Annotated in this window: 24 protein-coding genes and 1 riboswitch; of the genes, 12 read left to right on the forward strand and 12 right to left on the reverse strand. The window is 55.0% G+C overall.

Annotated elements, in window-relative coordinates:
- Positions 1-11 precede the first annotated feature (11 nt).
- Positions 12-527, forward strand: coding sequence for a zinc uptake transcriptional repressor Zur (gene zur / locus ACMYSK_RS17765; protein WP_434637391.1), 516 nt, complete (start codon positions 12-14; stop codon positions 525-527).
- A 92-nt stretch (positions 528-619) separates the two neighbouring features.
- On the opposite strand, the gene ACMYSK_RS17770 is transcribed toward zur, so the two are convergent.
- The 4 genes from ACMYSK_RS17770 to ACMYSK_RS17785 form a co-directional block, all read right to left on the reverse strand.
- A complete protein-coding gene (locus tag ACMYSK_RS17770; protein ID WP_004856456.1) occupies positions 620-829 on the reverse strand; it encodes a CsbD family protein in 210 nt (69 codons plus the stop codon).
- Positions 830-955: 126 nt separating this feature from the next.
- Entirely contained in the window at positions 956-2272 is a 1317-nt protein-coding gene (gene dinF / locus ACMYSK_RS17775; protein ID WP_434637393.1) for an MATE family efflux transporter DinF, read from the reverse strand.
- 68 nt (positions 2273-2340) lie between these two features.
- Positions 2341-2949 carry a transcriptional repressor LexA gene (lexA, locus tag ACMYSK_RS17780; RefSeq protein WP_434637395.1) on the reverse strand — a complete coding sequence of 203 codons (609 nt, stop codon included), beginning with the start codon at positions 2947-2949 and terminating at the stop codon, positions 2341-2343.
- Positions 2950-3150: 201 nt separating this feature from the next.
- Positions 3151-3519, reverse strand: a complete 369-nt coding sequence (locus ACMYSK_RS17785; protein ID WP_434637397.1) for a diacylglycerol kinase — start codon at positions 3517-3519, stop codon at positions 3151-3153.
- Between the two features lie 129 nt (positions 3520-3648).
- Between ACMYSK_RS17785 and plsB the strand changes: the two genes are divergently transcribed.
- Complete coding sequence (plsB, locus tag ACMYSK_RS17790) at positions 3649-6072, forward strand: glycerol-3-phosphate 1-O-acyltransferase PlsB (RefSeq protein ID WP_434637399.1); 2424 nt, start codon at positions 3649-3651, stop codon at positions 6070-6072.
- 61 nt (positions 6073-6133) lie between these two features.
- On the opposite strand, the gene ubiA is transcribed toward plsB, so the two are convergent.
- The 5 genes from ubiA to malK all read right to left on the reverse strand — a co-directional run bounded on the left by ubiA (position 6134) and on the right by malK (position 11284).
- A complete protein-coding gene (ubiA, locus tag ACMYSK_RS17795; RefSeq protein WP_434637401.1) occupies positions 6134-7003 on the reverse strand; it encodes a 4-hydroxybenzoate octaprenyltransferase in 870 nt (289 codons plus the stop codon).
- Between the two features lie 12 nt (positions 7004-7015).
- Positions 7016-7513: a chorismate lyase gene (gene ubiC / locus ACMYSK_RS17800; protein WP_434637403.1), complete on the reverse strand. Its 498-nt coding sequence runs from the start codon at positions 7511-7513 to the stop codon at positions 7016-7018.
- A 189-nt stretch (positions 7514-7702) separates the two neighbouring features.
- Positions 7703-8653, reverse strand: coding sequence for a maltose operon protein MalM (gene malM, locus ACMYSK_RS17805; RefSeq protein WP_434637405.1), 951 nt, complete (start codon positions 8651-8653; stop codon positions 7703-7705).
- Between the two features lie 108 nt (positions 8654-8761).
- A complete protein-coding gene (locus tag ACMYSK_RS17810; protein WP_434637407.1) occupies positions 8762-10072 on the reverse strand; it encodes a maltoporin in 1311 nt (436 codons plus the stop codon).
- A gap of 102 nt (positions 10073-10174) precedes the next feature.
- Positions 10175-11284 (reverse strand): maltose/maltodextrin ABC transporter ATP-binding protein MalK, encoded by a 1110-nt coding sequence (gene malK, locus ACMYSK_RS17815; protein WP_434637409.1) that lies wholly within the window; start codon positions 11282-11284, stop codon positions 10175-10177.
- 369 nt (positions 11285-11653) lie between these two features.
- On the opposite strand from malK, the gene malE reads away from it, so the two are divergent.
- The 3 genes from malE (at position 11654) to malG (ending at position 15418) form a co-directional block, all read left to right on the forward strand.
- Complete coding sequence (gene malE / locus ACMYSK_RS17820) at positions 11654-12844, forward strand: maltose/maltodextrin ABC transporter substrate-binding protein MalE (RefSeq protein ID WP_032689953.1); 1191 nt, start codon at positions 11654-11656, stop codon at positions 12842-12844.
- Positions 12845-12968: 124 nt separating this feature from the next.
- Positions 12969-14513, forward strand: coding sequence for a maltose ABC transporter permease MalF (malF, locus tag ACMYSK_RS17825; RefSeq protein ID WP_434637413.1), 1545 nt, complete (start codon positions 12969-12971; stop codon positions 14511-14513).
- A gap of 14 nt (positions 14514-14527) precedes the next feature.
- Entirely contained in the window at positions 14528-15418 is an 891-nt protein-coding gene (gene malG, locus ACMYSK_RS17830) for a maltose ABC transporter permease MalG (RefSeq protein ID WP_434637415.1), read from the forward strand.
- Positions 15419-15612: 194 nt separating this feature from the next.
- On the opposite strand, the gene psiE is transcribed toward malG, so the two are convergent.
- Positions 15613-16023 carry a phosphate-starvation-inducible protein PsiE gene (gene psiE / locus ACMYSK_RS17835; protein ID WP_004856423.1) on the reverse strand — a complete coding sequence of 137 codons (411 nt, stop codon included), beginning with the start codon at positions 16021-16023 and terminating at the stop codon, positions 15613-15615.
- A gap of 146 nt (positions 16024-16169) precedes the next feature.
- Between psiE and ACMYSK_RS17840 the strand changes: the two genes are divergently transcribed.
- Entirely contained in the window at positions 16170-16679 is a 510-nt protein-coding gene (locus ACMYSK_RS17840; protein ID WP_434637417.1) for a GNAT family N-acetyltransferase, read from the forward strand.
- Positions 16680-16687: 8 nt separating this feature from the next.
- Positions 16688-17143, forward strand: coding sequence for an acyltransferase (locus tag ACMYSK_RS17845; protein WP_434637419.1), 456 nt, complete (start codon positions 16688-16690; stop codon positions 17141-17143).
- A gap of 98 nt (positions 17144-17241) precedes the next feature.
- On the opposite strand, the gene pgi is transcribed toward ACMYSK_RS17845, so the two are convergent.
- Positions 17242-18891, reverse strand: a complete 1650-nt coding sequence (pgi, locus tag ACMYSK_RS17850) for a glucose-6-phosphate isomerase (protein WP_434637421.1) — start codon at positions 18889-18891, stop codon at positions 17242-17244.
- Between the two features lie 349 nt (positions 18892-19240).
- Positions 19241-19473, forward strand: a riboswitch (Lysine riboswitch).
- A 174-nt stretch (positions 19474-19647) separates the two neighbouring features.
- Between pgi and lysC the strand changes: the two genes are divergently transcribed.
- The 3 genes from lysC to ACMYSK_RS17865 all read left to right on the forward strand — a co-directional run bounded on the left by lysC (position 19648) and on the right by ACMYSK_RS17865 (position 22500).
- Positions 19648-20997 (forward strand): lysine-sensitive aspartokinase 3, encoded by a 1350-nt coding sequence (gene lysC, locus ACMYSK_RS17855; protein ID WP_434637423.1) that lies wholly within the window; start codon positions 19648-19650, stop codon positions 20995-20997.
- A gap of 170 nt (positions 20998-21167) precedes the next feature.
- Positions 21168-22097 (forward strand): ketopantoate/pantoate/pantothenate transporter PanS, encoded by a 930-nt coding sequence (gene panS / locus ACMYSK_RS17860; protein ID WP_434637425.1) that lies wholly within the window; start codon positions 21168-21170, stop codon positions 22095-22097.
- A gap of 130 nt (positions 22098-22227) precedes the next feature.
- Positions 22228-22500, forward strand: a complete 273-nt coding sequence (locus ACMYSK_RS17865) for a DUF3811 domain-containing protein (protein ID WP_123757723.1) — start codon at positions 22228-22230, stop codon at positions 22498-22500.
- On the opposite strand, the gene rluF is transcribed toward ACMYSK_RS17865, so the two are convergent.
- A complete protein-coding gene (gene rluF, locus ACMYSK_RS17870; RefSeq protein WP_434637428.1) occupies positions 22497-23375 on the reverse strand; it encodes a 23S rRNA pseudouridine(2604) synthase RluF in 879 nt (292 codons plus the stop codon). The genes ACMYSK_RS17865 and rluF overlap by 4 nt on opposite strands.
- A 466-nt stretch (positions 23376-23841) precedes the next feature.
- On the opposite strand from rluF, the gene ACMYSK_RS17875 reads away from it, so the two are divergent.
- Both ACMYSK_RS17875 and ACMYSK_RS17880 read left to right on the forward strand, forming a co-directional pair.
- Entirely contained in the window at positions 23842-24795 is a 954-nt protein-coding gene (locus ACMYSK_RS17875) for a sugar-binding transcriptional regulator (protein WP_434637430.1), read from the forward strand.
- Positions 24796-24862: 67 nt separating this feature from the next.
- The gene (locus ACMYSK_RS17880) at positions 24863-25666 is read left to right on the forward strand and encodes an SDR family oxidoreductase (RefSeq protein WP_434637432.1); all 804 of its coding nucleotides are present in this window, start codon (positions 24863-24865) and stop codon (positions 25664-25666) included.
- The last annotated feature ends 2 nt before the right edge of the window (positions 25667-25668 follow it).

Below are 25668 nucleotides of genomic sequence, written 5' to 3' on the forward strand. Positions count from 1 at the left end.
AGAGGATGCTCATGAATAAGACCACTTCGCAAGAAATGTTAGCGCACGCTGAAAAGCTCTGCGCACAGCGCGGCGTGCGCCTGACTCCGCAGCGCCTGGAAGTGTTGCGTCTGATGAGCCTACAGCAAGGGGCGATTAGCGCATATGACCTGCTTGACCTGCTGCGTGACAAAGAGCCACAGGCGAAGCCACCGACGGTCTACCGGGCGCTGGAGTTTTTGCTGGAGCAGGGGTTTGTGCATAAGGTGGAGTCCACCAACAGCTACGTGCTGTGCCATCTCTTCGATCAGCCGACCCACAGTTCCGCGATGTTTATCTGCGATCGCTGCGGCGTGGTCAAAGAAGAGTGCGCGGAAGGCGTGGAGGATATTATGCACACGCTGGCGGCCAGAATGGGCTTTGCGTTGCGCCACAACGTGATTGAGGCGCACGGTCTGTGCGCGGGGTGTGTCGAGGTCGAAGCCTGTAGCACTCCAGGGCACTGTCACCACGACCATACGATCCAGATTAAAAAGAAAGCCCGCTGAGGCTGGTGCCGCAGCGGGAATCAGGGTTGTCGGTACCTCCGTGTACCGTTCGGGCAGGTAATAACAGAGGGTTAATGCGTTATGACTCGCCGCTACCAGCGGTGATCGTTTTTACGTTCCCAGTCAGACACTTCTTTCTCAGCCTGATCTTTGGCGTAGCCGTAACGCTCCTGGATTTTACCTACCAGCTGGTCACGCTTGCCCTCGATGACCGTCATGTCATCATCGGTAAGCTTACCCCATTTCTCTTTCGCTTTACCTTTCAACTGTTTCCAGTTACCGCCGATTTCGTCTTTGTTCATCATTCAATCCTCATCGTTCGGTGAGTCAACAGCCCGCCGTGTGCCGGACATAGGTTTAACTATAGATAAGAATTCTGGGTTGAATTTATTATTCGGAATCTTTAACCAATTACACGTTAAAAATCGCTACGAAAACCAGGTTCCGCGCTGCCAGTGTCGCCGCCAGATAACCGCCAGCGACAGGCCGCGCAGTGCAAGAAAGACCGCCAGCGCCAGCCAAAGCCCGTGGTTACCCAGAACCGGCAGCGTCAGCAACGTCACGGCAAACCCTGCCGCCGCTATCGCCATGCTGTTACGCATCTCAGCTCCCCGCGTCGCACCGATGAACATGCCATCCAGCAAATAGCACCACACGCCAATCACCGGCAGAACCATCTGCCAGATCAGGTAGCGATCGGCAAGCTGCTGGAGCGACGGCAGCGAGGTCAACAGGGCAATAATCTGCTGCCCCGCAACGGCATAGGTCACCGCAAACGCCAGCGCCACTATTCCCGATTGCCGACAGGCCGCCCGCCAGACGTCAAGCAGCTGACTCCCATTACGCGCGCCGTACGCCTGCCCGGAGTGAGCTTCTACGGCATAGGCAAAACCATCCAGCGCGTAGGCGGTGAAGGTCAGCATGGTCATCAGAAGCGCATTGACGGCAACGATCTCGCCGCCGAGGCGAGCGCCAAAGACGGTCACCGCGCCAAAGCAGAGCTGGAGCAGCAGAGAGCGCAGCATGATATCGCGGTTTAACGCCAGCAGCCGACGCACATCCCCGCGCCAGGCGCATTTCAGCATGGCCAATGACACCCCGCGCAGCGTCAGTACGCGTTTTGCCATCAGCAGCCCGATGATAAAGGTGACATATTCGGCGGTCACCGTCGCCAGCGCAGCACCCTGCACGTTCATGTGCAGACCCATCACCAGCCACAGGTCGAGCACGATATTCAGCAGATTGCCGACGATCAGCAGAATCACCGGCGCCCTGGCGTACTGCACACCCAGCAGCCAGCCGAGCAGCACCAGGTTTGCCAGCGACGCCGGCGCGCTCAGCCAGCGAATTTTGAGAAAGCGCCGGGCCTGTTCCAGCACCGCTTCATTGCCGCCAACAATATGCAACGCCAAATCGATAAGTGGGGTTCTGAAAAGCACAATCAGCAGGCCGGCCCCTAATGCCAGCCCCAGCGGCTGCACCAGCGCCCTCGCCAGGCGAAGAGGATCTTTTGCGCCAAAGGCCTGTGCCGTCAGTCCGGTGGTGCTCATGCGCAGAAAAAGCAGCAGCATGAAGAGAAAACTGGTGGCCGTCGCGCCGACCGCAACACCACCGAGGTAAACCGGGCTATCGAGGTGACCAATTACGGCGGTATCGACCAACCCCAGCAGCGGGACGGTGATATTGGAGAAAATCATGGGTAGCGCCAGGCGCCACAGGGCCTTATCAGCGGCGTTAAAGAACATGAGAAAGAGCCTGACCGGGGGAAGACTGCGCAGCATCATGCATCAGATGATGCTGCGGGGAGAAGGTGTTACAGCCACTCACCGTTGCGAATAACGCCAACGGCCAGCCCTTCGATAGTGAAGTTTTGCTCGCGCAGATTCACCACGATCGGTGAAAATTCGCTGTTTTCTGGCAGGAGTTCGACGATGTTACCCAGCTTTTTAAGGCGTTTTACGGTAACTTCTTCGTCAATACGCGCCACGACAACCTGGCCGTTACGCACATCCTGAGTTTTATGGACCGCCAGCAGATCGCCATCAAGAATACCGATATCTTTCATCGACATACCGCTAACCCGCAGCAAAAAGTCGGCATTCGGCTTGAACATCGCCGGATCGACCTGGAAGTGACCTTCGATATGCTGCTGAGCCAGCAGCGGCTCACCGGCTGCGACGCGGCCAATCAACGGCAGACCAGGTTCTTCTTCCGTAAGCAGACGGATGCCCCGGGAGGCGCCGGAGATAATCTCGATCGCGCCCTTACGCGCCAGCGCTTTCAGGTGTTCTTCCGCCGCGTTGGGAGAACGGAACCCCAAGCGCTGAGCAATTTCCGCACGCGTTGGCGGCATGCCCGTCTGGCTGATGTGATCCCGAATGAGATCGAACACCTCTTGCTGCCTTGTCGTTAACGCTTTCATCCCGCCCCCTGGGTGTATATACAGTTATGCTGTGAGTATATACAGCTAACGGTGATTTTGGAATCAAATTTCACACAAAAATCAGGAGATTCTTTCCATTTTGCGTATCAGATAACCCATTGTGCCAGGGGTTATTGCCACCGGCAGGCCGCAAACCCCATCGGGCGCGTGGAGCCTGCCGGTCGGGACAGCAAAATTCGGTTAATGGTAGCGGGCCCACAGCAGGATTGCCCAGGTGATCAGCGCGATCGCAATGGCCAGCAGCACCGCCGCGGACCCCATGTCCTTCGCCCGACCTGATAGTTCGTGGTGCTCTGGCCCAATACGGTCTACGACCGCTTCAATCGCGCTATTAAGAATTTCGACTATCATCACTATCAGGACCGAGCCTATCAGCAGCACCCGCGTGATGGCGTCAACGTCCAGCCAGCAGGCGATCGCGACGGCAATAATGGCGGCGACGCCTTCTTGACGAAATGCGGCCTCATTCATCCATGCCGCACGGAACCCTTTCCAGGAATAACCTGCTGCTTTAATGATTCGGGTTAACCCAGTGGTATTATTGGCCATCAAAAGAACCTTTTTATGTAAATGACGTCAATGAGTGCACGCGTTTGCCGCGTGGCAACGGAAATTTTGCGCGCTTTCTGTTATTCTTGCCGCGCATTTGCATGATTAACCAGAGGCTTCACATCGTTTATGTCCGGCTGGCAACGAATTTACTATAAATTACTGAATTTACCATTACGGGTGCTGGTAAAAAGCAAGTCTATTCCCGCAGAACCTGCTCAGGAATTAGGGCTGGATACCTCGCGTCCTATTATGTACGTCCTGCCTTATAACTCGAAGGCGGACCTGCTGACTCTGCGCGCCCAGTGCCTGGAGCACGATTTACCCGACCCGCTTGAACCGCTGGAAATCGACGGCGCGCTGCTGCCGCGCTACGTGTTTATCCACGGCGGGCCGCGCGTCTTTACCTACTATGCGCCGAAAGAAGAGTCGATCAAGCTGTTCCACGACTACCTGGATCTGCACCGTAACCATCCTGACCTGGACGTGCAAATGGTGCCAGTGTCGGTGATGTTTGGTCGTAGGCCAGGGCGTGAGAAAGGCGAAGTGAACCCGCCGCTGCGCATGCTGAATGGCATTCAGAAGTTCTTCGCCGTTCTGTGGCTGGGGCGCGACAGTTTTGTCCGTTTCTCACCGCCGGTTTCCCTGCGCAGAATGGCCACCGAACACGGCACCGATAAAATTATCGCCCAGAAGCTGGCCCGCGTCGCGCGCATGCACTTCGCTCGTCAGCGCCTGGCTGCTGTCGGCCCGCGCCTGCCGGCGCGTCAGGACCTGTTCAATAAGCTGCTGGCCTCAAAAGCCATCGCGCGCGCGGTGGAAGACGAAGCACGCAGCAAGAAAATCTCCCATGAGAAGGCGCAGCAAAACGCCATCGCGCTGATGGAAGAGATCGCCGCAAACTTCTCCTATGAGATGATTCGTCTGACCGACCGCGTGCTCGGGTTTACCTGGAACCGTCTGTATCAGGGGATCAACGTCCATAACGCCGAACGCGTGCGTCAGCTGGCCCATGAAGGGCACGAGATTGTGTACGTACCGTGCCACCGCAGCCATATGGACTACCTGCTGCTCTCCTACGTGCTGTATCACCAGGGGCTTGTGCCACCGCATATTGCCGCCGGTATCAACCTGAACTTCTGGCCAGCAGGCCCGATTTTCCGCCGCGGCGGCGCGTTCTTTATTCGTCGTACCTTTAAGGGCAATAAGCTCTATTCAACGGTGTTCCGTGAATATCTCGGCGAGTTGTTCAGCCGGGGTTACTCCGTAGAATACTTCGTTGAAGGGGGCCGTTCCCGTACCGGCCGCCTGCTGGATCCGAAAACCGGCACCTTGTCGATGACCATCCAGGCTATGCTTCGCGGCGGGACCCGTCCTATCACTCTGGTGCCTATCTACATCGGCTATGAGCACGTAATGGAAGTGGGTACCTACGCCAAAGAGCTGCGCGGCGCGACGAAAGAAAAAGAGAGTCTGCCGCAGATGCTGCGCGGTCTGAGCAAACTGCGTAACCTCGGTCAGGGCTATGTGAACTTTGGCGAGCCGCTGCCGCTGATGACCTACCTGAACCAGCATGTTCCGGAATGGCGTGAGTCTATCGATCCGATTGAAGCCGTGCGGCCGTCGTGGCTAACGCCAACGGTGAACAACATTGCCTCCAGTCTGATGGTGCGCATCAACAACGCTGGCGCGGCCAATGCCATGAACCTGTGCTGCACCGCGCTGCTCGCCTCTCGTCAGCGCTCGTTGACTCGCGAACAGCTGACGCAACAGCTGGAGTGCTACCTCGACCTGCTGCGCAACGTGCCCTATTCCCCGGATGCGACTACGCCAACGGCCTCCGCCAGTGAGCTGATTGACCACGCGCTGAAGATGAATAAGTTCGAGGTCGAGAAAGATACGATCGGCGATATCATCATTCTGCCGCGTGAGCAGGCGGTGCTGATGACCTACTATCGCAACAACATCGCCCATATGCTGATGCTGCCGTCGCTGCTGGCGGCGATTGTCACCCAGCATCGTCGTATCACCCGCGCGGAAGTCCTGCATCACGTAGAGATGTTCTATCCGCTGCTGAAAGCTGAGCTGTTCCTGCGTTGGGAAAAAGAAGAGCTGGCCGGCGTTATCGATGCCCTGACGGCGGAAATGCAGCGCCAGGGACTGATTGTCCTGAGCGATGACACAATTAGCATCAACCCGTCCCATTCTCGCTCCTTGCAGCTGCTGGCCGCCGGCGCGCGCGAAACGCTCCAGCGTTATGCCATTACCTTCTGGTTGCTGAGCGCGAACCCGTCCATCAACCGCAGTTCGCTGGAGAAAGAGAGCCGTACCGTGGCCCAACGTCTGTCGGTTCTGCACGGTATCAACGCGCCGGAATTCTTCGACAAAGCGGTATTCAGTACGTTAGTGCTGACGCTGCGCGATGAAGGCTATATTAGCGATACCGGCGATGCTGAGCCGGAAGAGACGCTGAAGGTCTACCAGATGCTGGCGGCGTTGATTACGTCGGACGTGCGTTTGACGATTGAAAGCGTCACCCAGGATGAAGCGTAACGGTTAGACTGACTATTCTGCCCCCGGCTTGCGCAGTGCGAGCCGGGGACAGACAGCGCGTTTACTGCAAATAGCTCATCGCCAGACCAAGAAACACCACCAGCCCGACGTAGTTATTATTTAAAAACGCTTTGAAGCAGGCGTCACGTTCACGCCGGAAAATCAGTTTCTGCTGCCAGAAGAACAGCCCTGCCGCGATAAACAACGACCAGTAATATTCCCAGTGCAGCCCGTTCAGCCAGCCGACGGCGGCCATCAATACCAGCACCCCAATCTGCAACATGCCAATAATCGTCCGGTCATGTTCACCGAACAAAATCGCCGTCGATTTAATGCCGATCTTGACGTCATCATCTCTGTCGACCATCGCGTACTGGGTATCGTAAGCCACCGCCCACAAAATATTGGCGAGGAACATCAGCCAGCAGCTCAGCGGCAGAGCTTCACTCACCGCCGAGAAGGCCATCGGGATGGACCAGCCGAATGCGGCACCTAGCACCACCTGCGGCAAATGGGTGTAGCGCTTCATAAACGGATACACCCACGCCAGCGCCAGTCCGGCAACCGACAGCAGGATAGTCATGGTGTTTAACGTGAGCACCAGCAGGAACGAAAGCAGCACCAGCACGGCAAACAGTACCCGCGCCTCTTTCTCCGATACATCGCCGCTGGGTAGCGGGCGGTGGGCGGTGCGTTTAACGTGGCCGTCAAATTTCCGGTCGGCGTAATCGTTCACCACACAGCCGGCGGCGCGCATCAGCCAGACGCCGGCGACAAAAACGACCAGAATCCACAGCGGGGGGATCCCCGGTGTCGCCACCCATAGTGCCCACAGCGTCGGCCACAGCAGCAGCAGCGCGCCAATAGGTTTGTCAGTACGCATCAGGCGATGAAACGCCAACAGCTTATTTTGCGTCAGACTCCTCTCCATTTCTTCTTCCTCTTAATACAACGGTGACGCAGGCAGAAAAAGTTCTGTCAGCAGCAGCGGTTTTCCGCTCAGGCGGAGGCGGGAACGACGCCCCCACAGCTCTGCATAGCGCCCAATTTCAATAAAATCGCGGGTTAATGTTGATGATGTGAACAAATAGCGCCCCAGCGGCGTCTGCCCCAGCTGCTGCAAGGCCAGTTCGGGACCACACAGCGTCGACTCCGGCACGATCGTTCGGCCAGCAAGCCAGGGTTCACCATTGGCGCAAAGAATGATTTCCCGCAGCCAGTAACGCGCTTCATCTGGCAGCAACGCCTCTTCACCCTCCAGCGCTTCACGGCCAACGAAGCCTTCGTTGATCATATTCACACTGACTTTTTTCCCCTGTTGCTCAAAGCGTTGGGTCATTGAGTCTTCCAGCAACAGCCAGTCGCGCAGAGGCGGCTCCAGCGGGGGCATAGCGGCAAAATAGCGCAGCGCACGCAGTTGCGTAAGCGCAGGATGTGACATGCCTGATTCTCCGGTACATAACGTAGCAGCATTGTATCGCAGAATAAGCCAATCAGGGCGGGCAAACCGTCAAGATACGATCATCGGCGTAACAGCCATGCAACAGCGGCCGCCACGCGATAAAAAAAGGTGCGTCCAGGCGGACGCACCCAAAGGCTGTGCCTAAACATCAGCATTGTGGGGAGACGATCACCCCTTGCCTTTTACACTGCTGATAAAGGTGGAACGAGCAGATTTCGAGCCGAGGCGCTCAGCTTCGTTCATCAGTTTGAGGGCTTTGTCGATATCACCTTTCGCAACAGCCTGCTTGATGCCGTTGTTAAAGTAAGTTTCGGTGTCATCAAGCATCGGTTCGCTTTTTGCTGCTGGCGCTGGCGCCGCAACGGGAGCAACAACCGGCGCGGCCGCTGGCGCGCTGTAGACAGGTGCCGCCGTATTCCCGACGGTTACCGGGCCTGGGCCGGAAGAACCAAACAGCGGCCCAACCAGCACGCTGGAGCCTGACGATGTTTTCACTTTCAGGCCCAATGTGCCTTCAGTGGTATGTTTAGCGATCGGATCTGGAATATCAGGCACCGCATTTCCGGTACCTTTAGCGTAGGCTTTTGCCGGGTCGATTAATTTCGTCGTCTGTTGCAGATCCTGCGGCGTGGTAAAGACCAGCACATAGATTTTTTGCTGGCCTAATGCCGGAGTCAGGCGCATCACCCCTTCCAGACGATCCGAACTCATTACGCCGGGTTCCAGGTAGGTGAAATAGCTGCTTGGGAAGAACGCAGATGGCGTCATGTTCTGGTCAAGAATCAGCACATTTGGTGCATAAACGCTGGTTTGCTTATTCACTTCGCTGGTCAGCGTGAGGGTCAGCTCACCGATATTCGCCGGGACGCTGTAAGCCGCCACCGGGCCGACAATACCGGGGATATTCAGCGATTGACCTGCCGTTGCTAAATTCGTGGTTTGTGCTTTCGATTGATCCACCGGTGTCCAGGTTAGCTGCTGTAACGCGGAAGCGGGAATGGCCGGTGCAGCAGAGGTATTCTGCGGCACAAAATTCACATCAGCAAAACTGACTGCGGGTACGCTGGCCAGCAGGCCGGCGGACAGGCAGAGGGCAACGAGACTTTTCTTCATTTTCATTGTTATCACCTCAATTCCGATGGCCGAGCGGTAGCCAGGCAATAGCCCGCTGGGCCTAAACATAGAGGGGCTTGCGCCCCTCTTTTGGTCATTACACGTCAGGTCGGATTACCACCAGATTTCCATCTGGGCACCGAAGGTCCACTCGTCGCTGTCGCCACGGCTGAAGGTCTTCGCAGAAGTGTCGCTGTACGCAACGCCGGAGGTGTAGCCAGTACCGGAGTCACCGTTCGCGTAGCCCCATTTCTCATCCCACTTGGCGTAGGTTGCGAACAGACGGATTGCCGGACGAGACCAGATGCTGTCGCCAGCCTGCCACTGTTGGGCCAGGGTAATTTTGTACTGGTTGTTGCTTTCGCCGGTATTCTGGGATTTGACGTTGTCGTAGCCCACTTCCAGCAGGGTGCTCATGATAGGCGTCCATTTGTACATAGGACGTACGCCGACGGTCCACCATTTGGTGCCGTTGTTGTTGTCCAGGTTGATATCCTGGTACATCGCAACGTACATCATGTCCCAATCGTCACCCATGGAGATCGCGCCGTGGTCAAGCACACGCCACATGGTACCGTCGTTGTTGATGCTGCCGCCCTGCGGAACGCCTTTACCGTTGGAGGTCATTGCGTCAGTTGCGTACTGCAGAACAAACTTGTTGTAGCCTTTCAGAATGCTTTGCGTGTGTTCCGCAGTCAGCATCCAGCCGTCTTTAGACGCGTCCGGCTGCAGGTAGTAGTTATCCGGAACGTTGGTATGACCGTAGTCAACACCCAGCTCCAGGGTACCGCCTGGGTTGATTTCCATCTGTGCTAAACGCACGTCGAAGACGTCGTTTGGAACGATATTGTCGTATACGCGGTTACCCAGCGCATCACGGTCAGCGAAGGTCGCAGAGCCGCCAGATTCAGAAGAACGGGTCGCTGCCAGAGAGAGTTTACCGAAGCCGACATCGATGTTTTCAAGACCCGCACCAGGACCAGAGATATCCCAGTAGTAGAAGTCGATCATGTGAACGTCATGACGCTGGTAGAAACGCTTACCGGCCCAGATGGTGGAGCCTGGCAGCCAGTCGATCAGGTTTTTACCCTGCACGTTGGCTTCACGGAATGCCGGGCTGGTGGATTCCCAGTCATTTTGCTGCGATACGGAGTAGGCAACGTTAGTATCGAAGTAGAAGCTCTTATCACCTTCTTTCCAGACTTCCTGGCCCAGTTTTAATTCCGCATAGGTTTCACATTCGTTACCAAGACGGTATTTACTTTGAGCACCGGTTGCCTGGAAGCACTGTTGTTCACCGCCGCTACCGGTCCAGCCGATACCGGAACGAGCATAACCGTGGAAATCGACGGCCAGCGCCTGAGCAGACATAACGCCTGCTGCGACGGCTACCGCCAGTGGAAGTTTGCGCAGAGTAATCATCATTCTATCTCCTGAGATCATTGCTTTTCTTTGAACACTTCGCCCGTCGTTATGCCGTGTTACGGCAGCACTCTGGGGTTCGTGTTTTTTTTTTAATGGGAAGCCTTACACGCCCGGCTCTTTATGCAACCGACGACACGCCGTACCATCCTCACGGAATAAATGGCAGCGCTCTGGTGGCAAACCGATAGCGAATGTGGCTCCCTCTTTTACCAACACCACGTCATTCTGGCGGTAAACCAGGTTTTGACGGATGGCGGGGATCTGGATATGAATTTGTGTTTCGTGGCCAAGCTGCTCAACAACCTGAACTTCCCCTTCCAGGGTGACATCGGCGATATCGCTGGGCAGCAGATGCTCCGGTCGGATACCTAAGGACATATTGGCGCCAACCTGAACACGGGCGCTGTCCACCGGTAGCCAAATCTGTTGACGGTTTGGCAGTTCCACCTGCACCTGCTCAATGGCGGTAGCGGTGACTTTTACCGGCAGGAAGTTCATCTTTGGCGAACCAATAAAGCCCGCGACAAAGCGATCGGCCGGGTAGTGATACAGCTCAAGCGGTTTCCCGACCTGTGCAACGCGACCGGCATCCAGCACCACAATCTTATCGGCCAGCGTCATCGCTTCGACCTGATCGTGGGTCACGTAGATCATCGTGCGCCCAAGGCGCTTATGCAGACGGGAGATTTCGATACGCATCTGCACGCGCAGTGCGGCATCGAGGTTAGAAAGGGGTTCGTCCAGCAGGAAAACACGGGGTTCAGCAACCAGAGTACGGCCAATTGCCACACGCTGACGCTGGCCGCCGGATAACGCCTTCGGCTTACGCTCAAGCAGATGCGCCAGCTGCAGCACTTCAGCTACCTGAGTCACACGCTGGTTGATCACATCTTTTTTGGCGCCGGCCAGCTTGAGGCCGAAAGACATGTTTTCCGCGACGGAAAGATGAGGGTAAAGCGCATAAGACTGGAACACCATCCCGATACCACGCTCGGCGGGTGGGATGTCATTCATTCGCGTCTCACCGATAAACAAATCGCCACTGGTTATGGTTTCCAGTCCGGCAATCATACGCAGCAGGGTTGATTTGCCGCAGCCCGATGGCCCGACAAACACCACGAACTCCCCTTCCTGGATGTCGAGATTGATATCTTTCGATACCACAACGTCACCCCAGGCTTTCGTTATATTTCGCAGCTGTACGCTCGCCATCCCCATCTCCCTTCGTTACAACCTGTCACTAAAAGACACATTCAAGATGGGCTGACTATGCGGCATTCATTAACCTGGTGAATCCTCCACCCCCGGCTTTTTTATGGGGGAGGAGACGGGAGGATGAGAGATTGCCCCTCGCTCCGGAGGACGGCGTGGCAAAGTCAATTTCGTGATGCAGGTTGCAAAAATAGCCTCCTTTTTATGTGCTCCACGCCCCAATACCGGCATTTCTGCAAGCAAGATCACACAAACCACGGGTGGGGCGTAGACATAGGGAGGATGGAAAGGGGTTGTTAAAAAAGGAAACTCATCACCGTTAAGCCACCTAAGTGTATCCACGAGCACATCACCAAAAAGGACTGGTATATGAAAATCAAAACCGGCGCTCGCATCCTCGCGTTGTCTGCATTGACGACGATGATGTTTTCCGCCTCTGCCCTCGCCAAAATTGAAGAAGGTAAGCTGGTTATCTGGATTAACGGCGACAAAGGCTATAACGGTCTCGCCGAAGTGGGTAAGAAGTTTGAAAAAGACACCGGCATTAAAGTTTCCATCGAACACCCGGACAAGCTGGAAGAGAAATTCCCGCAGGTCGCGGCGACCGGTGACGGCCCGGATATCATCTTCTGGGCACATGACCGTTTCGGTGGCTATGCACAATCTGGCCTGCTGGCTGAAATCTCCCCGGACAAAGCTTTCCAGGACAAACTCTATCCGTTTACCTGGGACGCCGTACGCTACAACGGCAAACTGATTGCTTACCCTATCGCGGTTGAAGCACTGTCGCTGATTTACAACAAAGACCTGGTACCGAACCCACCGAAAACCTGGGAAGAGATCCCGGCGCTGGATAAAGAACTGAAGGCGAAAGGTAAGAGTGCGCTGATGTTCAACCTGCAAGAACCGTACTTCACCTGGCCGCTGATTGCCGCTGACGGCGGATATGCGTTCAAATTTGAAAACGGTAAATATGACGTCAAAAACGTGGGTGTGGACAGCGCTGGCGCGAAAGCCGGTCTGACCTTCCTGGTTGACCTCATCAAAAATAAACACATGAATGCCGATACCGATTACTCCATCGCTGAAGCCGCATTCAACAAAGGCGAAACCGCGATGACCATCAACGGTCCGTGGGCGTGGTCTAACATCGATAAGAGCAAGGTCAACTATGGCGTCACGCTGCTGCCAACCTTTAAAGGCAAAGCGTCTAAACCGTTTGTTGGCGTGCTGAGCGCCGGTATCAACGCCGCCAGCCCGAATAAAGAACTGGCGAAAGAGTTCCTCGAAAACTACCTGCTGACCGACCAGGGTCTGGATGAAGTGAACAAGGACAAACCGCTGGGCGCCGTCGCACTGAAATCCTTCCAGGAGAAACTGGAAAAAGACCCGCGTATCGCTGCAACCATGGCGAACGCCCAGAAAGGCGAAATCATGCCGAACATCCCGCAGATGTCCGCCTTCTGGTATGCCGTACGCACGGCGGTTATCAACGCAGCTAGCGGTCGTCAGACCGTCGATGCCGCGCTGAAAGACGCACAGTCTCGTATCACGAAGTAATCTGCTAGTCCCCTCCCCCTTTTCGGGAGCGGGTCAGAGTGAGGGCCGCTGTACAGAGCCCTCTCTCCGCCCCTCTGTCCTGAAGGGAGAGGGAGAACAAAATACGTTGTAGAGGATGATCCCCATGGATGTCGTTAAAAAGAAACACTGGTGGCAAAGCCCACAGCTGACATGGTCTGTGATTGGCTTGCTGTGCCTGCTGGTGGGTTACCTTGTCGTTTTGATGTACGCCCAGGGGGAGTACCTGTTTGCCATCCTGACGCTGATTTTAAGCTCAGCTGGCCTGTATATCTTTACCAACCGCAAGGCCTATGCCTGGCGTTATGTCTACCCGGGCCTCGCCGGGATGGGGCTGTTCGTCCTGTTCCCGCTGGTCTGTACCATCGCTATTGCCTTCACCAACTACAGCAGCACCAACCAGCTGACCTTTGAGCGCGCTCAGGAAGTGCTGATGGATCGCTCCTTCCAGGCTGGCAAAACCTATAACTTCTCGCTGTTCCCGGCGGGAGATGAGTGGAAACTGGCCCTGACCGATGGTGAAAGCGGCAAAAATTATGTTTCAGACGCGTTCAAACTGGGCGGTGAGCAGAAACTGGCCTTAAAAGAAGGCGATGCGCTGCCGGAAGGCGAACGTGCGAATCTGCGTATCATCACTCAGAACCGCACCGCGCTGAACCAGCTGACCGCCGTACTGCCTGACGACAGCAAAGTGATCATGAGTTCACTGCGCCAGTTCTCCGGCACCCAGCCGCTGTACACGCTGGCAAAAGATGGCACGCTGGCTAACAACCAGAGCGGCGTAAAATACCGCCCGAACAATGATGTTGGCTTCTATCAGTCCATCAATGCTGACGGCAGCTGGGGCGCAGAGAAGCTGAGCCCGGGCTACACCGTTGGGATCGGCTGGGATAACTTCACCCGCGTCTTTACCGATGAAGGGATCCAGAAACCGTTCTTTGCCATCTTCGTCTGGACGGTTGTCTTCTCCGTTCTGACCGTGATTCTGACCGTGGCCGTGGGCATGATCCTCGCCTGCCTCGTGCAGTGGGAGTCATTGAAAGGCAAAGCGATTTACCGCGTTCTGCTGATTTTGCCTTACGCCGTACCGTCGTTTATCTCGATTCTGATTTTCAAAGGGTTGTTCAACCAGAGTTTTGGTGAGATCAACATGATGCTCAGCGCGCTGTTCGGCATCAAGCCGGCCTGGTTTAGCGACCCGACCACCGCGCGCTCAATGATCGTTATCGTCAACACCTGGCTGGGCTATCCGTACATGATGATTCTGTGCATGGGCCTGCTGAAAGCTATCCCTGACGACCTGTACGAAGCATCGGCTATGGACGGCGCCGGTCCGTTCCAGAACTTCTTTAAGATTACGCTGCCGCTGCTTATCAAGCCGCTCACGCCGCTGATGATCGCCAGCTTCGCCTTTAACTTTAACAACTTCGTTCTGATTCAGCTGTTAACCAACGGCGGTCCGGACCGCCTCGGCACCACCACGCCAGCCGGTTATACCGACCTGCTGGTCAGCTATACCTACCGTATCGCCTTCGAAGGCGGCGGCGGTCAGGACTTCGGTCTGGCGGCAGCGATTGCCACGCTGATCTTCCTGCTGGTGGGCGTGCTGGCAATTGTTAACCTGAAAGCCACACGTATGAAATTCGACTAAGGAGGGCTCAGAACATGGCTATGGTACAACCCAAATCTCAGAAGCTGCGTTTATTCACCACGCACCTCCTGCTACTGATTTTCATCGCGGCGATTATGTTCCCGCTGCTGATGGTTATTGCTATCTCCCTGCGCGAAGGTAACTTCGCCACCGGTAGCTTAATCCCGGACCAGATCTCCTGGGAGCACTGGCGGCTGGCGCTGGGCTTCAGCGTTGAACACGCTGATGGCCGCGTCACTCCGCCACCTTTCCCGGTTCTGCTGTGGCTGTGGAACTCGATTAAAGTGGCTGGTATCACCGCCATCGGTATCGTAGCGCTGTCCACAACCTGTGCCTATGCCTTCGCCCGTATGCGCTTCCCGGGCAAAGCGACGCTGTTGAAAGGGATGTTGATTTTCCAGATGTTCCCGGCGGTCCTGTCGCTGGTGGCGTTATACGCCTTGTTTGACCGCCTCGGCCAGTATCTGCCGTTTGTCGGCCTGAACACGCACGGCGGCGTTATCTTCGCTTATATGGGGGGCATCGCGCTGCACGTCTGGACGATTAAAGGCTACTTCGAAACCATCGATGGCTCGCTGGAAGAAGCGGCGGCACTGGATGGTGCGACGCCGTGGCAGGCCTTCCGTCTGGTCCTGCTGCCGCTGTCGGTACCGATTCTGGCGGTCGTGTTTATTCTGTCGTTCATTGCCGCGATTACCGAAGTACCGGTCGCCTCGCTGCTGCTGCGCGATGTGAACAGCTATACCCTGGCCGTAGGTATGCAACAGTATCTCAACCCGCAGAACTATCTGTGGGGCGACTTTGCCGCTGCGGCGGTGCTCTCCGCCATTCCGATTACCGTTGTCTTCCTGCTGGCCCAGCGCTGGCTGGTCAATGGCCTGACGGCAGGCGGGGTGAAAGGTTAAGTTTCATCGTTATACCCGCCCCAAATTTCAGAGGAGGGACGGTGGTTTAGTTGCTGTACACGAACCCCAACCGGGTACGGCAACTACCGCCCTCAGCTGAAAAAGTAAGGCAAATGCCACTGCTATCCTCAACTGGACCCTACATAAATTAAGTTTTGTGACTGTTGGTCAGCGGCCCTTAGAGGCCGCTTTTTTTATTCGCGTTTCAGCCGGTTGGAGTTACACAGCCACAGCGTAATCACCAGAATCAGGATCGCGGCCGAATAGATAAGCACCGCCATTGGCGACTCGTGATCGACAATAATCAGGCGCACAATCGCCGTAATACCGATGTAGACAAAATAGCGCAGCGGAAAGTGAAAGCCCGACTCAAAGTACTTCACAATCAGCGCGATAAATTCAAAATAGAGAAAATAGACCACCAGCCCTTCGACCAGTTTGTACTTACTGACCGGTTCCGGGGTAAACAGCACATGCGCCAGATGGAACGTCTCTTTCCCCAGGAAAACAACCAGAATGACACCCAGACACAGCAGCGCCAGGTTCAGCACCGCCTGCATGGCGGTCGCTACAAAATTCACCAACGGACGATAGACCGACGGCATATTCACACCTCTTATATTCATTATTCCTGCCGATCTGTATAACGCAAAAACGTGATCCAGATCGATATTATTCGTTAACTTTTTGCGTCCATTGTGTCAAATGTAACAATCACTTGCCAAACTGGTGGGTTAAAAAGGAGACAGCAATGCTGACAATACGTACGGCACAACGGGAAGACGCCCCTCTGCTTAGTGAAATGGGGAATGCCAGCTACCGCCACCACTTCGCCCACCTTTGGCGTAACGCCGATGAGATGGAGCACTACCTGCAGCAAGAGTATGCTCTGCCCGCGCTGGAACACAGCCTGGCCGATACGCAGTGCCGTTGGTTGATTGCTGAAGCCGCCCACCCGATTGGCTTCGCTAAATACGTCTGCCGCCAGAATATCAACGCCGACGGCCCGTCCGGCACGCTGCTGCATAAGCTCTATCTGCTGCCTGACGCAACAGGGCAACGCTACGGTGAACCGCTTTTTAACGCCGTCGAAATGCGAGCAAAAGAGAGCGGCGAAAGCTGGCTATGGCTGGAAGTACTCGCCGCAAACACCCGCGCCCGTCGTTTTTATGAGCGTCAGGGGATGCAGCATGTAAAAGACGTCGTATTTAATTCCGCGACCCAGCAGAGCACATTACACATTCTGGCCAAAGCTATCTGAGAGGCGCTATGCACACTCTTCGTGAAACCGGCATCCGCAACGTGACCTGCGGCGAAAACGTCGTTATCTACCAGCCCGCCAACCTCTATGACTGCACGCTTGGCGATAACGTCTTCGTCGGACCGTTTGTTGAAATTCAGGGCAATACGCGCATCGGCGCTGACAGCAAAATCCAGTCCCATACTTTTATCTGCGAGTATGTCACGGTCGGAGAACGCTGCTTTATCGGCCACGGCGTAATGTTTGCCAACGATATGTTTCGCGAGGGTCATCCCGATGCTAATCGGGAAAACTGGGCACGAATTGCGATCGGTAACGACGTTTCTATCGGCAGCGGCGCGGCCATTCTGGCGGTCAGTATTTGCGATGGTGCGGTGATTGGTGCAGGGAGTGTTGTCACCAGATCGATTACCGAAAAAGGCGTCTGGGCAGGTAACCCGGCAAAATTATTGCGACGGCTATAACAAAAATGCCGACCCTGAAGGCCGGCATTGCAATCTGTTTGGCACAAGCACATCGCCTGAATACCGATCGCCCTGACCGGCATTCAGGCAGCAGCTAATTATGCGCGCCAGGCTTTGTAGCGGTTAATCAGGCCATTCGTCGAGCTATCGTGGCTGTCAATTTCTTCGCCATCTTTCAACTCAGGCAGAATGCGGTTAGCCAGCTGTTTACCCAACTCAACGCCCCACTGGTCGAAAGTGAAGATATTCAGAATCACACCCTGAGTGAAAATCTTATGCTCATACAGAGCAATCAATGCGCCCAGGCTGAACGGGGTGATTTCACGCAGCAGGATAGAGTTTGTCGGGCGGTTACCTTCGAACACTTTGAACGGTACTACGTGATCCAGCGTGGCCGGATCTTTACCCTGGTCACGATATTCCTGCTCAACCACTTCACGGGATTTACCGAACGCCAGCGCTTCGGTCTGGGCGAAGAAGTTAGACAGCAGTTTCGGATGGTGATCGGAAAGCGGGTTATGAGTCATGGCAGGAGCGATAAAATCGCACGGTACCATTTTGGTGCCCTGGTGGATCAGCTGGTAGAACGCGTGCTGACCGTTGGTGCCCGGCTCACCCCAGATGATTGGGCCAGTCTGGTAATCCACAGCGTTGCCATTACGGTCAACGTATTTGCCGTTAGATTCCATGTTGCCCTGCTGGAAGTAGGCCGCAAAACGGTGCATATACTGGTCGTACGGCAGAATCGCTTCGGTTTCTGCGCCGAAGAAATTGTTATACCAGATACCAATCAGCGCCAGCAGCACCGGCAGGTTTTTCTCTGGCGCGGTGGTGGAGAAGTGTTTGTCCATCGCGTGCGCGCCGGAGAGCAGCTCAACGAAGTTGTCGAAGCCCACAGACAGGATGATCGACAGACCAATCGCTGACCACAGAGAGTAGCGACCGCCAACCCAGTCCCAGAATTCGAACATGTTGGCCGTATCGATACCGAATTCACCGACTGCTTTGCCGTTAGTAGACAGCGCAGCAAAGTGTTTCGCCACGTGTTTTTCATCACCGGCGGTGCTCAGGAACCAGTCACGCGCGCTGTGGGCGTTGGTCATGGTTTCCTGGGTAGTGAAGGTTTTGGACGCGACCAGGAACAGCGTAGTTTCCGGGTTTACGCCTTTCAGCACTTCCGCGATGTGGGTGCCATCGACGTTAGAAACAAAGTGCATATTGAGGTGGTTTTTATACGGGCGCAGCGCTTCAGTCACCATAAACGGACCGAGGTCAGAGCCGCCGATACCGATATTCACCACGTCGGTAATTGCTTTTCCGGTATAGCCTTTCCAACTGCCGGAGATGATCGCTTCAGAGAAATGCTTCATCTTTTCGAGAACAGCATTCACTTCCGGCATCACATCTTTGCCATCAACAATAATCGGGGTATTGCTACGGTTACGCAGCGCGACGTGCAACACCGCACGGTCTTCGGTACGGTTGATCTTTTCGCCGGAGAACATGGATTTGATAGCCCCTGCCAGATCGGTTTCTTTCGCCAGATCCTGCAGCTTTGCCAATGTCTCTTCGGTGATGCGGTTTTTGGAGTAATCCACCAGCATCAGATCGTCGAACGTTGCGGAAAACTTAGAAAAACGGTCGCTATCTTGCGCGAAAAGATCGCTGATAGTAACGTCTTTCATTTCATCAAAGTGTTTCTGTAATGCCTGCCAGGCAGATGTCTGCGTTGGGTTGATGTTTTTCATTAGCAATACTCTTCTGATTTGAGAATTGTGACTGCGGTCGATTGTAGCGCCGGCGGCAAAAAATTGTGATGATTTTTGTGTTATGCCTATGACGCGCGTCAGGAATAGGGTCAGATCAGGGCAAAAAGCCTCTACTAGTATAGTCATCATAAGGCTTTTTTCTGTTAATCACCCTTGCATGAAAAATCCGCATAACCGCGGCGTTGACATACCTGCTCTGAAGCCTTTATATAACTGCACTGCCTGCATTTATGCAGGTTTGTATTGCTCGCGCATTTCACGCTACAGCGAAAGGGTATTGCAGGGGGATTATCACCAGCGCCCCCAGGCAAAGTGAAAGACGTCGGTAATTGCCAGAAGAGGTGCGTTGCCCAGGTAACCGTATTGGAGGGACCAGTCCGTAGAAAATACGTGAGGGGGAGCAACGCCGAGGTGAAAAAGCGTCTGGTACGCACATCACCGACCACAGGGGCTGAATCCCCTGGGTTGTCACCAGAAACGTTCGCAGTCGGGCGTTTCATACCCAGGAACTGACGCAACGCGTTGGGGAGCGGGTCTACAAGGTGGAGCACTTCTGGGTGACATCGTAGCTGTTTTTTGCTCTGCGCCCACCCTGTTTTTCGCTCTTCCCTTGTGCCATGGCTGAATAATTTGGCCTGGCTTATTAAGACATTTTATTACTGTAAGTTGGTGTCCAGCCCAACCCGATTCAGGAATCGTTTTAATAAGTCAGGCCCCCCCTGACACGAGGTTGTTATGACAGATTTAGTTGTAGCCAAATTCGGCGGCACCAGCGTTGCCGATTTCGATGCCATGAATCGCAGCGTTGACGTTGCGCGACTTGATGAAAACACGCGCGTCGTGGTGCTATCTGCCTCTGCGGGTGTAACCAATCTTCTGGTTGCTTTGGCCGATGGGCTGGAACCTACCGAGCGTTTTGAAAAGCTCGAATTACTGCGCCAGATTCAATTCAATATCCTGGAACGCCTGCGCTATCCCAACGTGATTCGCGAAGAGATCGAGCGTCTGCTGGAAAATATCACGACCCTGGCTGAAGCTGCTGCGCTGGCAACCTCTACCGCATTAACCGACGAGCTGGTCAGCCATGGTGAACTGATGTCCACCCTGCTGTTTGTCGAAATTCTCCGCGAGCGCGGTATCGCATCGCAGTGGTTCGACGTGCGTAAAATTATGCGTACCAACGATCGCTTCGGTCGCGCAGAACCCGATATTGCCGCACTCGCCGAGCTCACGCAGCTCCAGTTGACCCCACGACTGGCGGAAGGTCTGGTAGTCACTCAGGGCTTTATCGGCAGCGAAGCCAAAGGCCGCACCACTACGCTGGGCCGCGGCGGCAGCGACTATACCGCCGCTTTGCTGGGTGAAGCGTTGAACGCCAGCCGCGTCGATATCTGGACCGATGTCCCGGGTATCTATACCACCGACCCGCGCGTCGCCCCAGCGGCAAAACGCATTGATGTTATCGCTTTTGCCGAAGCGGCAGAAATGGCCACCTTCGGTGCGAAAGTGCTCCATCCGGCCACCCTGCTGCCCGCCGTGCGTAGCGATATTCCGGTCTTTGTCGGCTCCAGTAAAGAACCCACCGCCGGCGGCACGCTGGTGTGCAATAAAACCGAAAATCCACCGCTGTTCCGTGCTCTGGCCCTGCGCCGTCGCCAGACGCTGCTGACGCTGCACAGCCTGAATATGCTGCACTCCCGCGGCTTCCTCGCGGAAGTGTTCGGCATCCTCGCACGCCACAATATCTCCGTGGATCTGATAACCACCTCCGAAGTGAGTATTGCGCTGACCATGGATACCACGGGCTCAACCTCCGCTACCGACACCTTGCTGACCCAGGCGCTGCTGACTGAACTTTCTTCACTGTGCCGCGTAGAAGTAGAGCAGGATCTGGCGCTGGTGGCGTTGATCGGGAACGATCTGTCACGTGCCTGCGGCGTGGGCAAAGAGGTCTTTGGCGTTCTTGAGCCGTTCAATATTCGTATGATTTGCTACGGTGCATCCAGCCATAACCTCTGCTTCCTGGTGCCTGGCGTGGATGCCGAGAAAGTCGTGCAGAAGCTGCATCATAATTTGTTTGAATAATATCTCTTAGCACGATAAACATTACCTATGGCCGGGCTCGCACCCGGCTTTTTTATAACTATATCAACACAACATCCCTCATCGTTCAGGCTGCTGGCCGACGTGGCGCCCACGCAGGCTCCGCAGACGCATCGCCCGGGACATGAGAAGTCAATCGCAAGGAAAACAACATGCTCGCTATTCTGACGAGGCTGTTCCCGCTCTGGGCGCTGCTGCTCTCCGTTCTGGCTTATTACACGCCCACCACCTTTACGCCCATCGGGCCCTGGGTCACCACGCTACTGATGCTGATCATGTTCGGGATGGGCGTTCATCTGAAGCTGGACGACTTTAAGCGCGTGCTGTCGCGACCGGCCCCGGTTGCCGCAGGTATTTTTCTTCACTATCTGGTGATGCCTCTCGCCGCCTGGGCGCTGGCGCTGCTGTTCCATATGCCAACCGAGCTCTCAGCCGGCATGGTACTGGTGGGGAGCGTCGCCAGTGGGACAGCATCGAACGTGATGATCTATCTGGCAAAAGGTGATGTGGCGCTGTCAGTGACCATCTCTTCTGTTTCTACACTGGTCGGCGTGGTCGCCACTCCGCTGCTGACGCGGCTGTATGTGGATGCGCATATTCAGGTCGATGTGATGGGCATGCTGCTCAGCATCCTGCAAATCGTGGTGATCCCGATCGCGCTGGGGCTGGTTATTCACCATACGCTGCCCAAAGTGGTGAAAGCGGTTGAGCCTTTCCTGCCTGCTTTCTCGATGGTCTGTATCCTGGCCATTATCAGCGCCGTCGTCGCCGGTTCCGCTTCGCATATCGCCTCCGTCGGTCTGGTGGTGATTGTCGCGGTGATCCTGCACAACGCTATCGGCCTGCTCGGCGGCTACTGGGGCGGGCGGCTGTTTGGCTTTGATGAATCAACCTGTCGGACGCTGGCGATTGAGGTGGGTATGCAAAACTCCGGTCTTGCCGCTGCGTTGGGGAAAATCTACTTCGGCCCGCTCGCTGCACTTCCTGGCGCGCTGTTCTCGGTGTGGCACAACTTGTCCGGTTCACTGCTGGCGGGCTACTGGTCCGGAAAACCGACTGCAAGTCACGAGAAGAAACGCTAAGCACCTTTTGCCCGGGTCTGCGCGGCCCGGGAATCCCTCCCTTAGCGCTGCACCGGCAACGGCTGAACAAGCTGTCCGTCAGCCCGCGATTACCGTACACTGAGTTATCCGGCAGACTGAGGGCATCACTATGGCACTTCCCCGCATTACGCAACAAGATATGACCGAGCGCGAGCAGCGCGAGCTAAAAACGCTGCTTGACCGGGCGAGAATTGCGCACGGCCGTCTGCTGACTAACGCAGAAACCAACGCCGTCAAAAAAGAATACATTGATAAGCTGATGGTGCTCCGCGAAGCCGAAGCGAAAAAAGCCCGCCAGTTGAAGAAAAAGCAGGCCTATAAACCCGATAGCGACGCGTCGTTTTCCTGGTCGGCGAACACGCCGACCCGCGGCAGACGTTAACGCCCTTTCTTTTTACGTCCCGGCTGATTAAAACGTTTTCCGTTTGATGCCGGGCGTCCTTTCTCGCTTTTCTCGTTGCTCTTTTCAATCTTCACTACCGGACGCTTAATCCCGGCCGTTTTCGGTTTGGCTTTGGCCTTGGGTTTCGCCTCAGACGATGAATTCTCAATCAGCTTAAACAGCGCCACCAGCTCATCATCCGTCAGATCACGCCACTCACCGAGCGGCAACCCCGACAACCCGACGTTCATAATTCGCGTCCGTTCAAGTTTCGTGACTTCATAGCCAAAATGTTCGCACATCCGGCGAATCTGCCGGTTCAGACCCTGAACCAGAGTGATACGGAACACGAACGGCGCTTCCTTCCTGACTTTGCATTTCTTGGTCACCGTCCCGAGCATCGGTACCCCGGCGCCCAGACCGCGAATAAACTCGTCGGTCACCGGCTTGTCCACCGTTACCAGATACTCTTTTTCGTGATCGTTGCCAGCGCGCAGGATCTTATTCACCAGATCCCCGTGGTTGGTCAGGAAGATCAATCCCTGAGAGTCTTTGTCCAGTCGGCCAATAGGAAAGACGCGCTTGCTGTGGTTAACAAAATCAACAATATTGTCGCGTTCACTGTCTTCCGTGGTACTCACAATGCCGACCGGTTTATTCAGCGCGATGAAGACCAGATCTTCAGCCTCACGCGGCTCAATCAACTGACCGTTTACCTTCACGACATCGCCAGGATTGACCTGATCGCCAATGGTCGCGCGCTTGCCATTAATGAAAACATTGCCTTGTTCAATGTAGCGATCCGCCTCGCGACGCGAGCAAATTCCGCTTTCACTGATGTATTTATTAAGTCGGGTTGATGAGTCGGGCAGCATAACGTCTCCTGGAACACTTCATCCTTCAAGTTGTCATTGTGTTGGCTACGCTCACTCATCCCTGGTACAGATTTCTCTGCTGCCGGGAGTTCGTTCTCTTGCCGCCTTGATAGAACTTGAATGCTTTTAGGTTTAAAACGAGGAATATACCTCAGCCTGCGGGCAATCAAAAATAATCGCGTCCCCCTAACCCGCCGCTAAATGTGATCCGTCACGCCTTTCTACACAAAAGTGTTCCGCTCTGGCCCGTGCAATTTTGCCCGCTGAAAATAAGCAGAATCAAACCATTAGCTCATCTCGCACAAACGTGCCATCTCCAGGCCGGTTCATAATCAAATGTGCAAAACAAACTACCGTCTTCTGACGATGAAATGGCTGAAAATTGCTTTGTTGTCCGCCATAGATGGGGTTATATCAGATCAAGAGAACAAGAATGTCGTTTGCACAAATGTGCAGGAGCCCGAAGATGGCGATAGAAAATAGCGATGATATCCGCTTAATTGTCAAAGTTGCCCAGCTCTATTATGAGCAGGACATGACTCAGGCGCAGATTGCCCGCGAACTGGGCATTTATCGCACCACCATCAGCCGCCTGCTGAAACGCGGTCGCGAGCAGGGTATCGTCACTATCGCTATCAACTACGACTACAACGAAAACCTGTGGCTCGAACAACAGCTGAAGCAAAAATTCTCCCTCAAAGAGGCGGTGGTGGCCTCGTGCAACTCCTTACAGGAGGAGGACCAGCTAAGTACTATCGGACAGCATGGCGCACAGCTGGTCGATCGTCTGCTGGAGCCCGGCGACATCATCGGCTTTTCGTGGGGACGAGCGGTCCGCGCACTGGTCGAAACGCTGCCGCAGGCAAGCCAGTCGCGACAGGTCATTTGTGTACCGATTATCGGCGGCCCCTCTGGCAAACTGGAGAGCCGGTATCATGTGAATACGCTGACCTACGGGGCCGCTGCCAGGCTGAAAGCCGAATCGCACCTTGCCGACTTCCCGGCATTGCTGGAAAACGCGCTGATTCGCAACGGGATTATGCAGTCCCAGCATTTTAAAACGATTTCGTCCTACTGGGAGAATCTCGACGTGGCTCTGGTGGGGATCGGCTCCCCGGCAATTCGCGATGGCGCGAACTGGCATGCGTTTTATGGTAGCGAAGAGAGCGATGACCTTAACGCACGTCACGTCGCCGGCGATATTTGTTCACGTTTTTACGATATCAACGGAATGGCCGTTGAAACCAATATGAATGAAAAAACATTATCCATCGATATTGCCAGATTAAAACAGGTACGCTATTCCGTGGGCATCGCTATTGGTGAAGAAAAATACACCGGTATTCTTGGCGCATTACGCGGTGGTTATATTAATTGCCTGGTGACAAATCGAGAAACCGCAGAGCAACTACTGAAATAACATATGATTTCTGTTTACGCAGCCGGCGCTGCGTGGGATCCCTTTACCTGAAAATGAGATGACGATTATGCAAACATGGCTAAATCTACAAGATAAAATCATTATTGTTACCGGTGGCGCTTCGGGAATTGGCCTGGCGATTGTTGACGAATTATTAAGCCTGGGGGCAAAGGTCCAGATGACCGATATTCACGGCGGCGATAAACATCACAATAGCGACCGCTATCAATTCTGGCCAACGGATATTTCCAGCGCCAGTGAGGTAAATCAGACCGTCGAGAAAATCATTCAGCAATTCGGGCGTATTGATGGCCTGGTGAATAATGCCGGAGTGAACTTCCCGCGCCTGCTCGTCGATGAGAAAGCCCCGTCCGGACGCTATGAACTCAATGAAGCCGCCTTTGAGAAAATGGTCAACATCAATCAAAAAGGGGTCTTTTTAATGTCGCAGGCGGTCGCCCGGCAGATGGTAAAACAGCGTGAAGGCGTCATTGTTAACGTTTCGTCGGAAAGCGGGCTGGAAGGATCTGAAGGCCAGAGCTGCTACGCCGCAACCAAGGCCGCGCTGAATAGCTTCACGCGTTCATGGTCCAAAGAGCTGGGGAAACACGGTATCCGCGTCGTGGGCGTGGCGCCGGGCATCCTTGAAAAAACCGGCTTGCGCACGCCGGAGTACGAAGAAGCGCTGGCATGGACGCGCAATATCACCGTCGAGCAGCTGCGCGCAGGCTATAGCAAAAATGCGATTCCTATCGGCCGCTCCGGCCGTCTGAGCGAGGTTGCTGACTATGTCTGCTACCTGCTGTCAGAGCGGGCAAGCTATATAACCGGAGTAACTACTAACATCGCCGGCGGAAAAACCCGCGGCTAAGG

The organism is Klebsiella sp. I138, assembly GCF_051131765.1.
GTDB lineage: Bacteria > Pseudomonadota > Gammaproteobacteria > Enterobacterales > Enterobacteriaceae > Klebsiella.

Excerpts from the sequence above, each read along its gene's own strand:
- ubiA (WP_434637401.1), bottom strand. The coding sequence starts at position 7,003 with ATGGAGAGGAGTCTGACGCAAAATAAGCTGTTGGCGTTTCATCGCCTG.
- ACMYSK_RS17875 (WP_434637430.1), top strand. The coding sequence starts at position 23,842 with ATGGCGATAGAAAATAGCGATGATATCCGCTTAATTGTCAAAGTTGCC.
- ACMYSK_RS17840 (WP_434637417.1), top strand. The coding sequence starts at position 16,170 with ATGCTGACAATACGTACGGCACAACGGGAAGACGCCCCTCTGCTTAGT.
- malF (WP_434637413.1), top strand. The coding sequence starts at position 12,969 with ATGGATGTCGTTAAAAAGAAACACTGGTGGCAAAGCCCACAGCTGACA.
- plsB (WP_434637399.1), top strand. The coding sequence starts at position 3,649 with ATGTCCGGCTGGCAACGAATTTACTATAAATTACTGAATTTACCATTA.
- rluF (WP_434637428.1), bottom strand. The coding sequence starts at position 23,375 with ATGCTGCCCGACTCATCAACCCGACTTAATAAATACATCAGTGAAAGC.
- pgi (WP_434637421.1), bottom strand. The coding sequence starts at position 18,891 with ATGAAAAACATCAACCCAACGCAGACATCTGCCTGGCAGGCATTACAG.
- malE (WP_032689953.1), top strand. The coding sequence starts at position 11,654 with ATGAAAATCAAAACCGGCGCTCGCATCCTCGCGTTGTCTGCATTGACG.
- ACMYSK_RS17810 (WP_434637407.1), bottom strand. The coding sequence starts at position 10,072 with ATGATGATTACTCTGCGCAAACTTCCACTGGCGGTAGCCGTCGCAGCA.
- malG (WP_434637415.1), top strand. The coding sequence starts at position 14,528 with ATGGCTATGGTACAACCCAAATCTCAGAAGCTGCGTTTATTCACCACG.
- panS (WP_434637425.1), top strand. The coding sequence starts at position 21,168 with ATGCTCGCTATTCTGACGAGGCTGTTCCCGCTCTGGGCGCTGCTGCTC.
- lexA (WP_434637395.1), bottom strand. The coding sequence starts at position 2,949 with ATGAAAGCGTTAACGACAAGGCAGCAAGAGGTGTTCGATCTCATTCGG.
- lysC (WP_434637423.1), top strand. The coding sequence starts at position 19,648 with ATGACAGATTTAGTTGTAGCCAAATTCGGCGGCACCAGCGTTGCCGAT.
- psiE (WP_004856423.1), bottom strand. The coding sequence starts at position 16,023 with ATGCCGTCGGTCTATCGTCCGTTGGTGAATTTTGTAGCGACCGCCATG.
- ACMYSK_RS17785 (WP_434637397.1), bottom strand. The coding sequence starts at position 3,519 with ATGGCCAATAATACCACTGGGTTAACCCGAATCATTAAAGCAGCAGGT.
- ACMYSK_RS17770 (WP_004856456.1), bottom strand. The coding sequence starts at position 829 with ATGAACAAAGACGAAATCGGCGGTAACTGGAAACAGTTGAAAGGTAAA.
- ACMYSK_RS17880 (WP_434637432.1), top strand. The coding sequence starts at position 24,863 with ATGCAAACATGGCTAAATCTACAAGATAAAATCATTATTGTTACCGGT.
- ACMYSK_RS17865 (WP_123757723.1), top strand. The coding sequence starts at position 22,228 with ATGGCACTTCCCCGCATTACGCAACAAGATATGACCGAGCGCGAGCAG.
- ACMYSK_RS17845 (WP_434637419.1), top strand. The coding sequence starts at position 16,688 with ATGCACACTCTTCGTGAAACCGGCATCCGCAACGTGACCTGCGGCGAA.
- malK (WP_434637409.1), bottom strand. The coding sequence starts at position 11,284 with ATGGCGAGCGTACAGCTGCGAAATATAACGAAAGCCTGGGGTGACGTT.
- zur (WP_434637391.1), top strand. The coding sequence starts at position 12 with ATGAATAAGACCACTTCGCAAGAAATGTTAGCGCACGCTGAAAAGCTC.
- dinF (WP_434637393.1), bottom strand. The coding sequence starts at position 2,272 with ATGTTCTTTAACGCCGCTGATAAGGCCCTGTGGCGCCTGGCGCTACCC.
- malM (WP_434637405.1), bottom strand. The coding sequence starts at position 8,653 with ATGAAAATGAAGAAAAGTCTCGTTGCCCTCTGCCTGTCCGCCGGCCTG.
- ubiC (WP_434637403.1), bottom strand. The coding sequence starts at position 7,513 with ATGTCACATCCTGCGCTTACGCAACTGCGTGCGCTGCGCTATTTTGCC.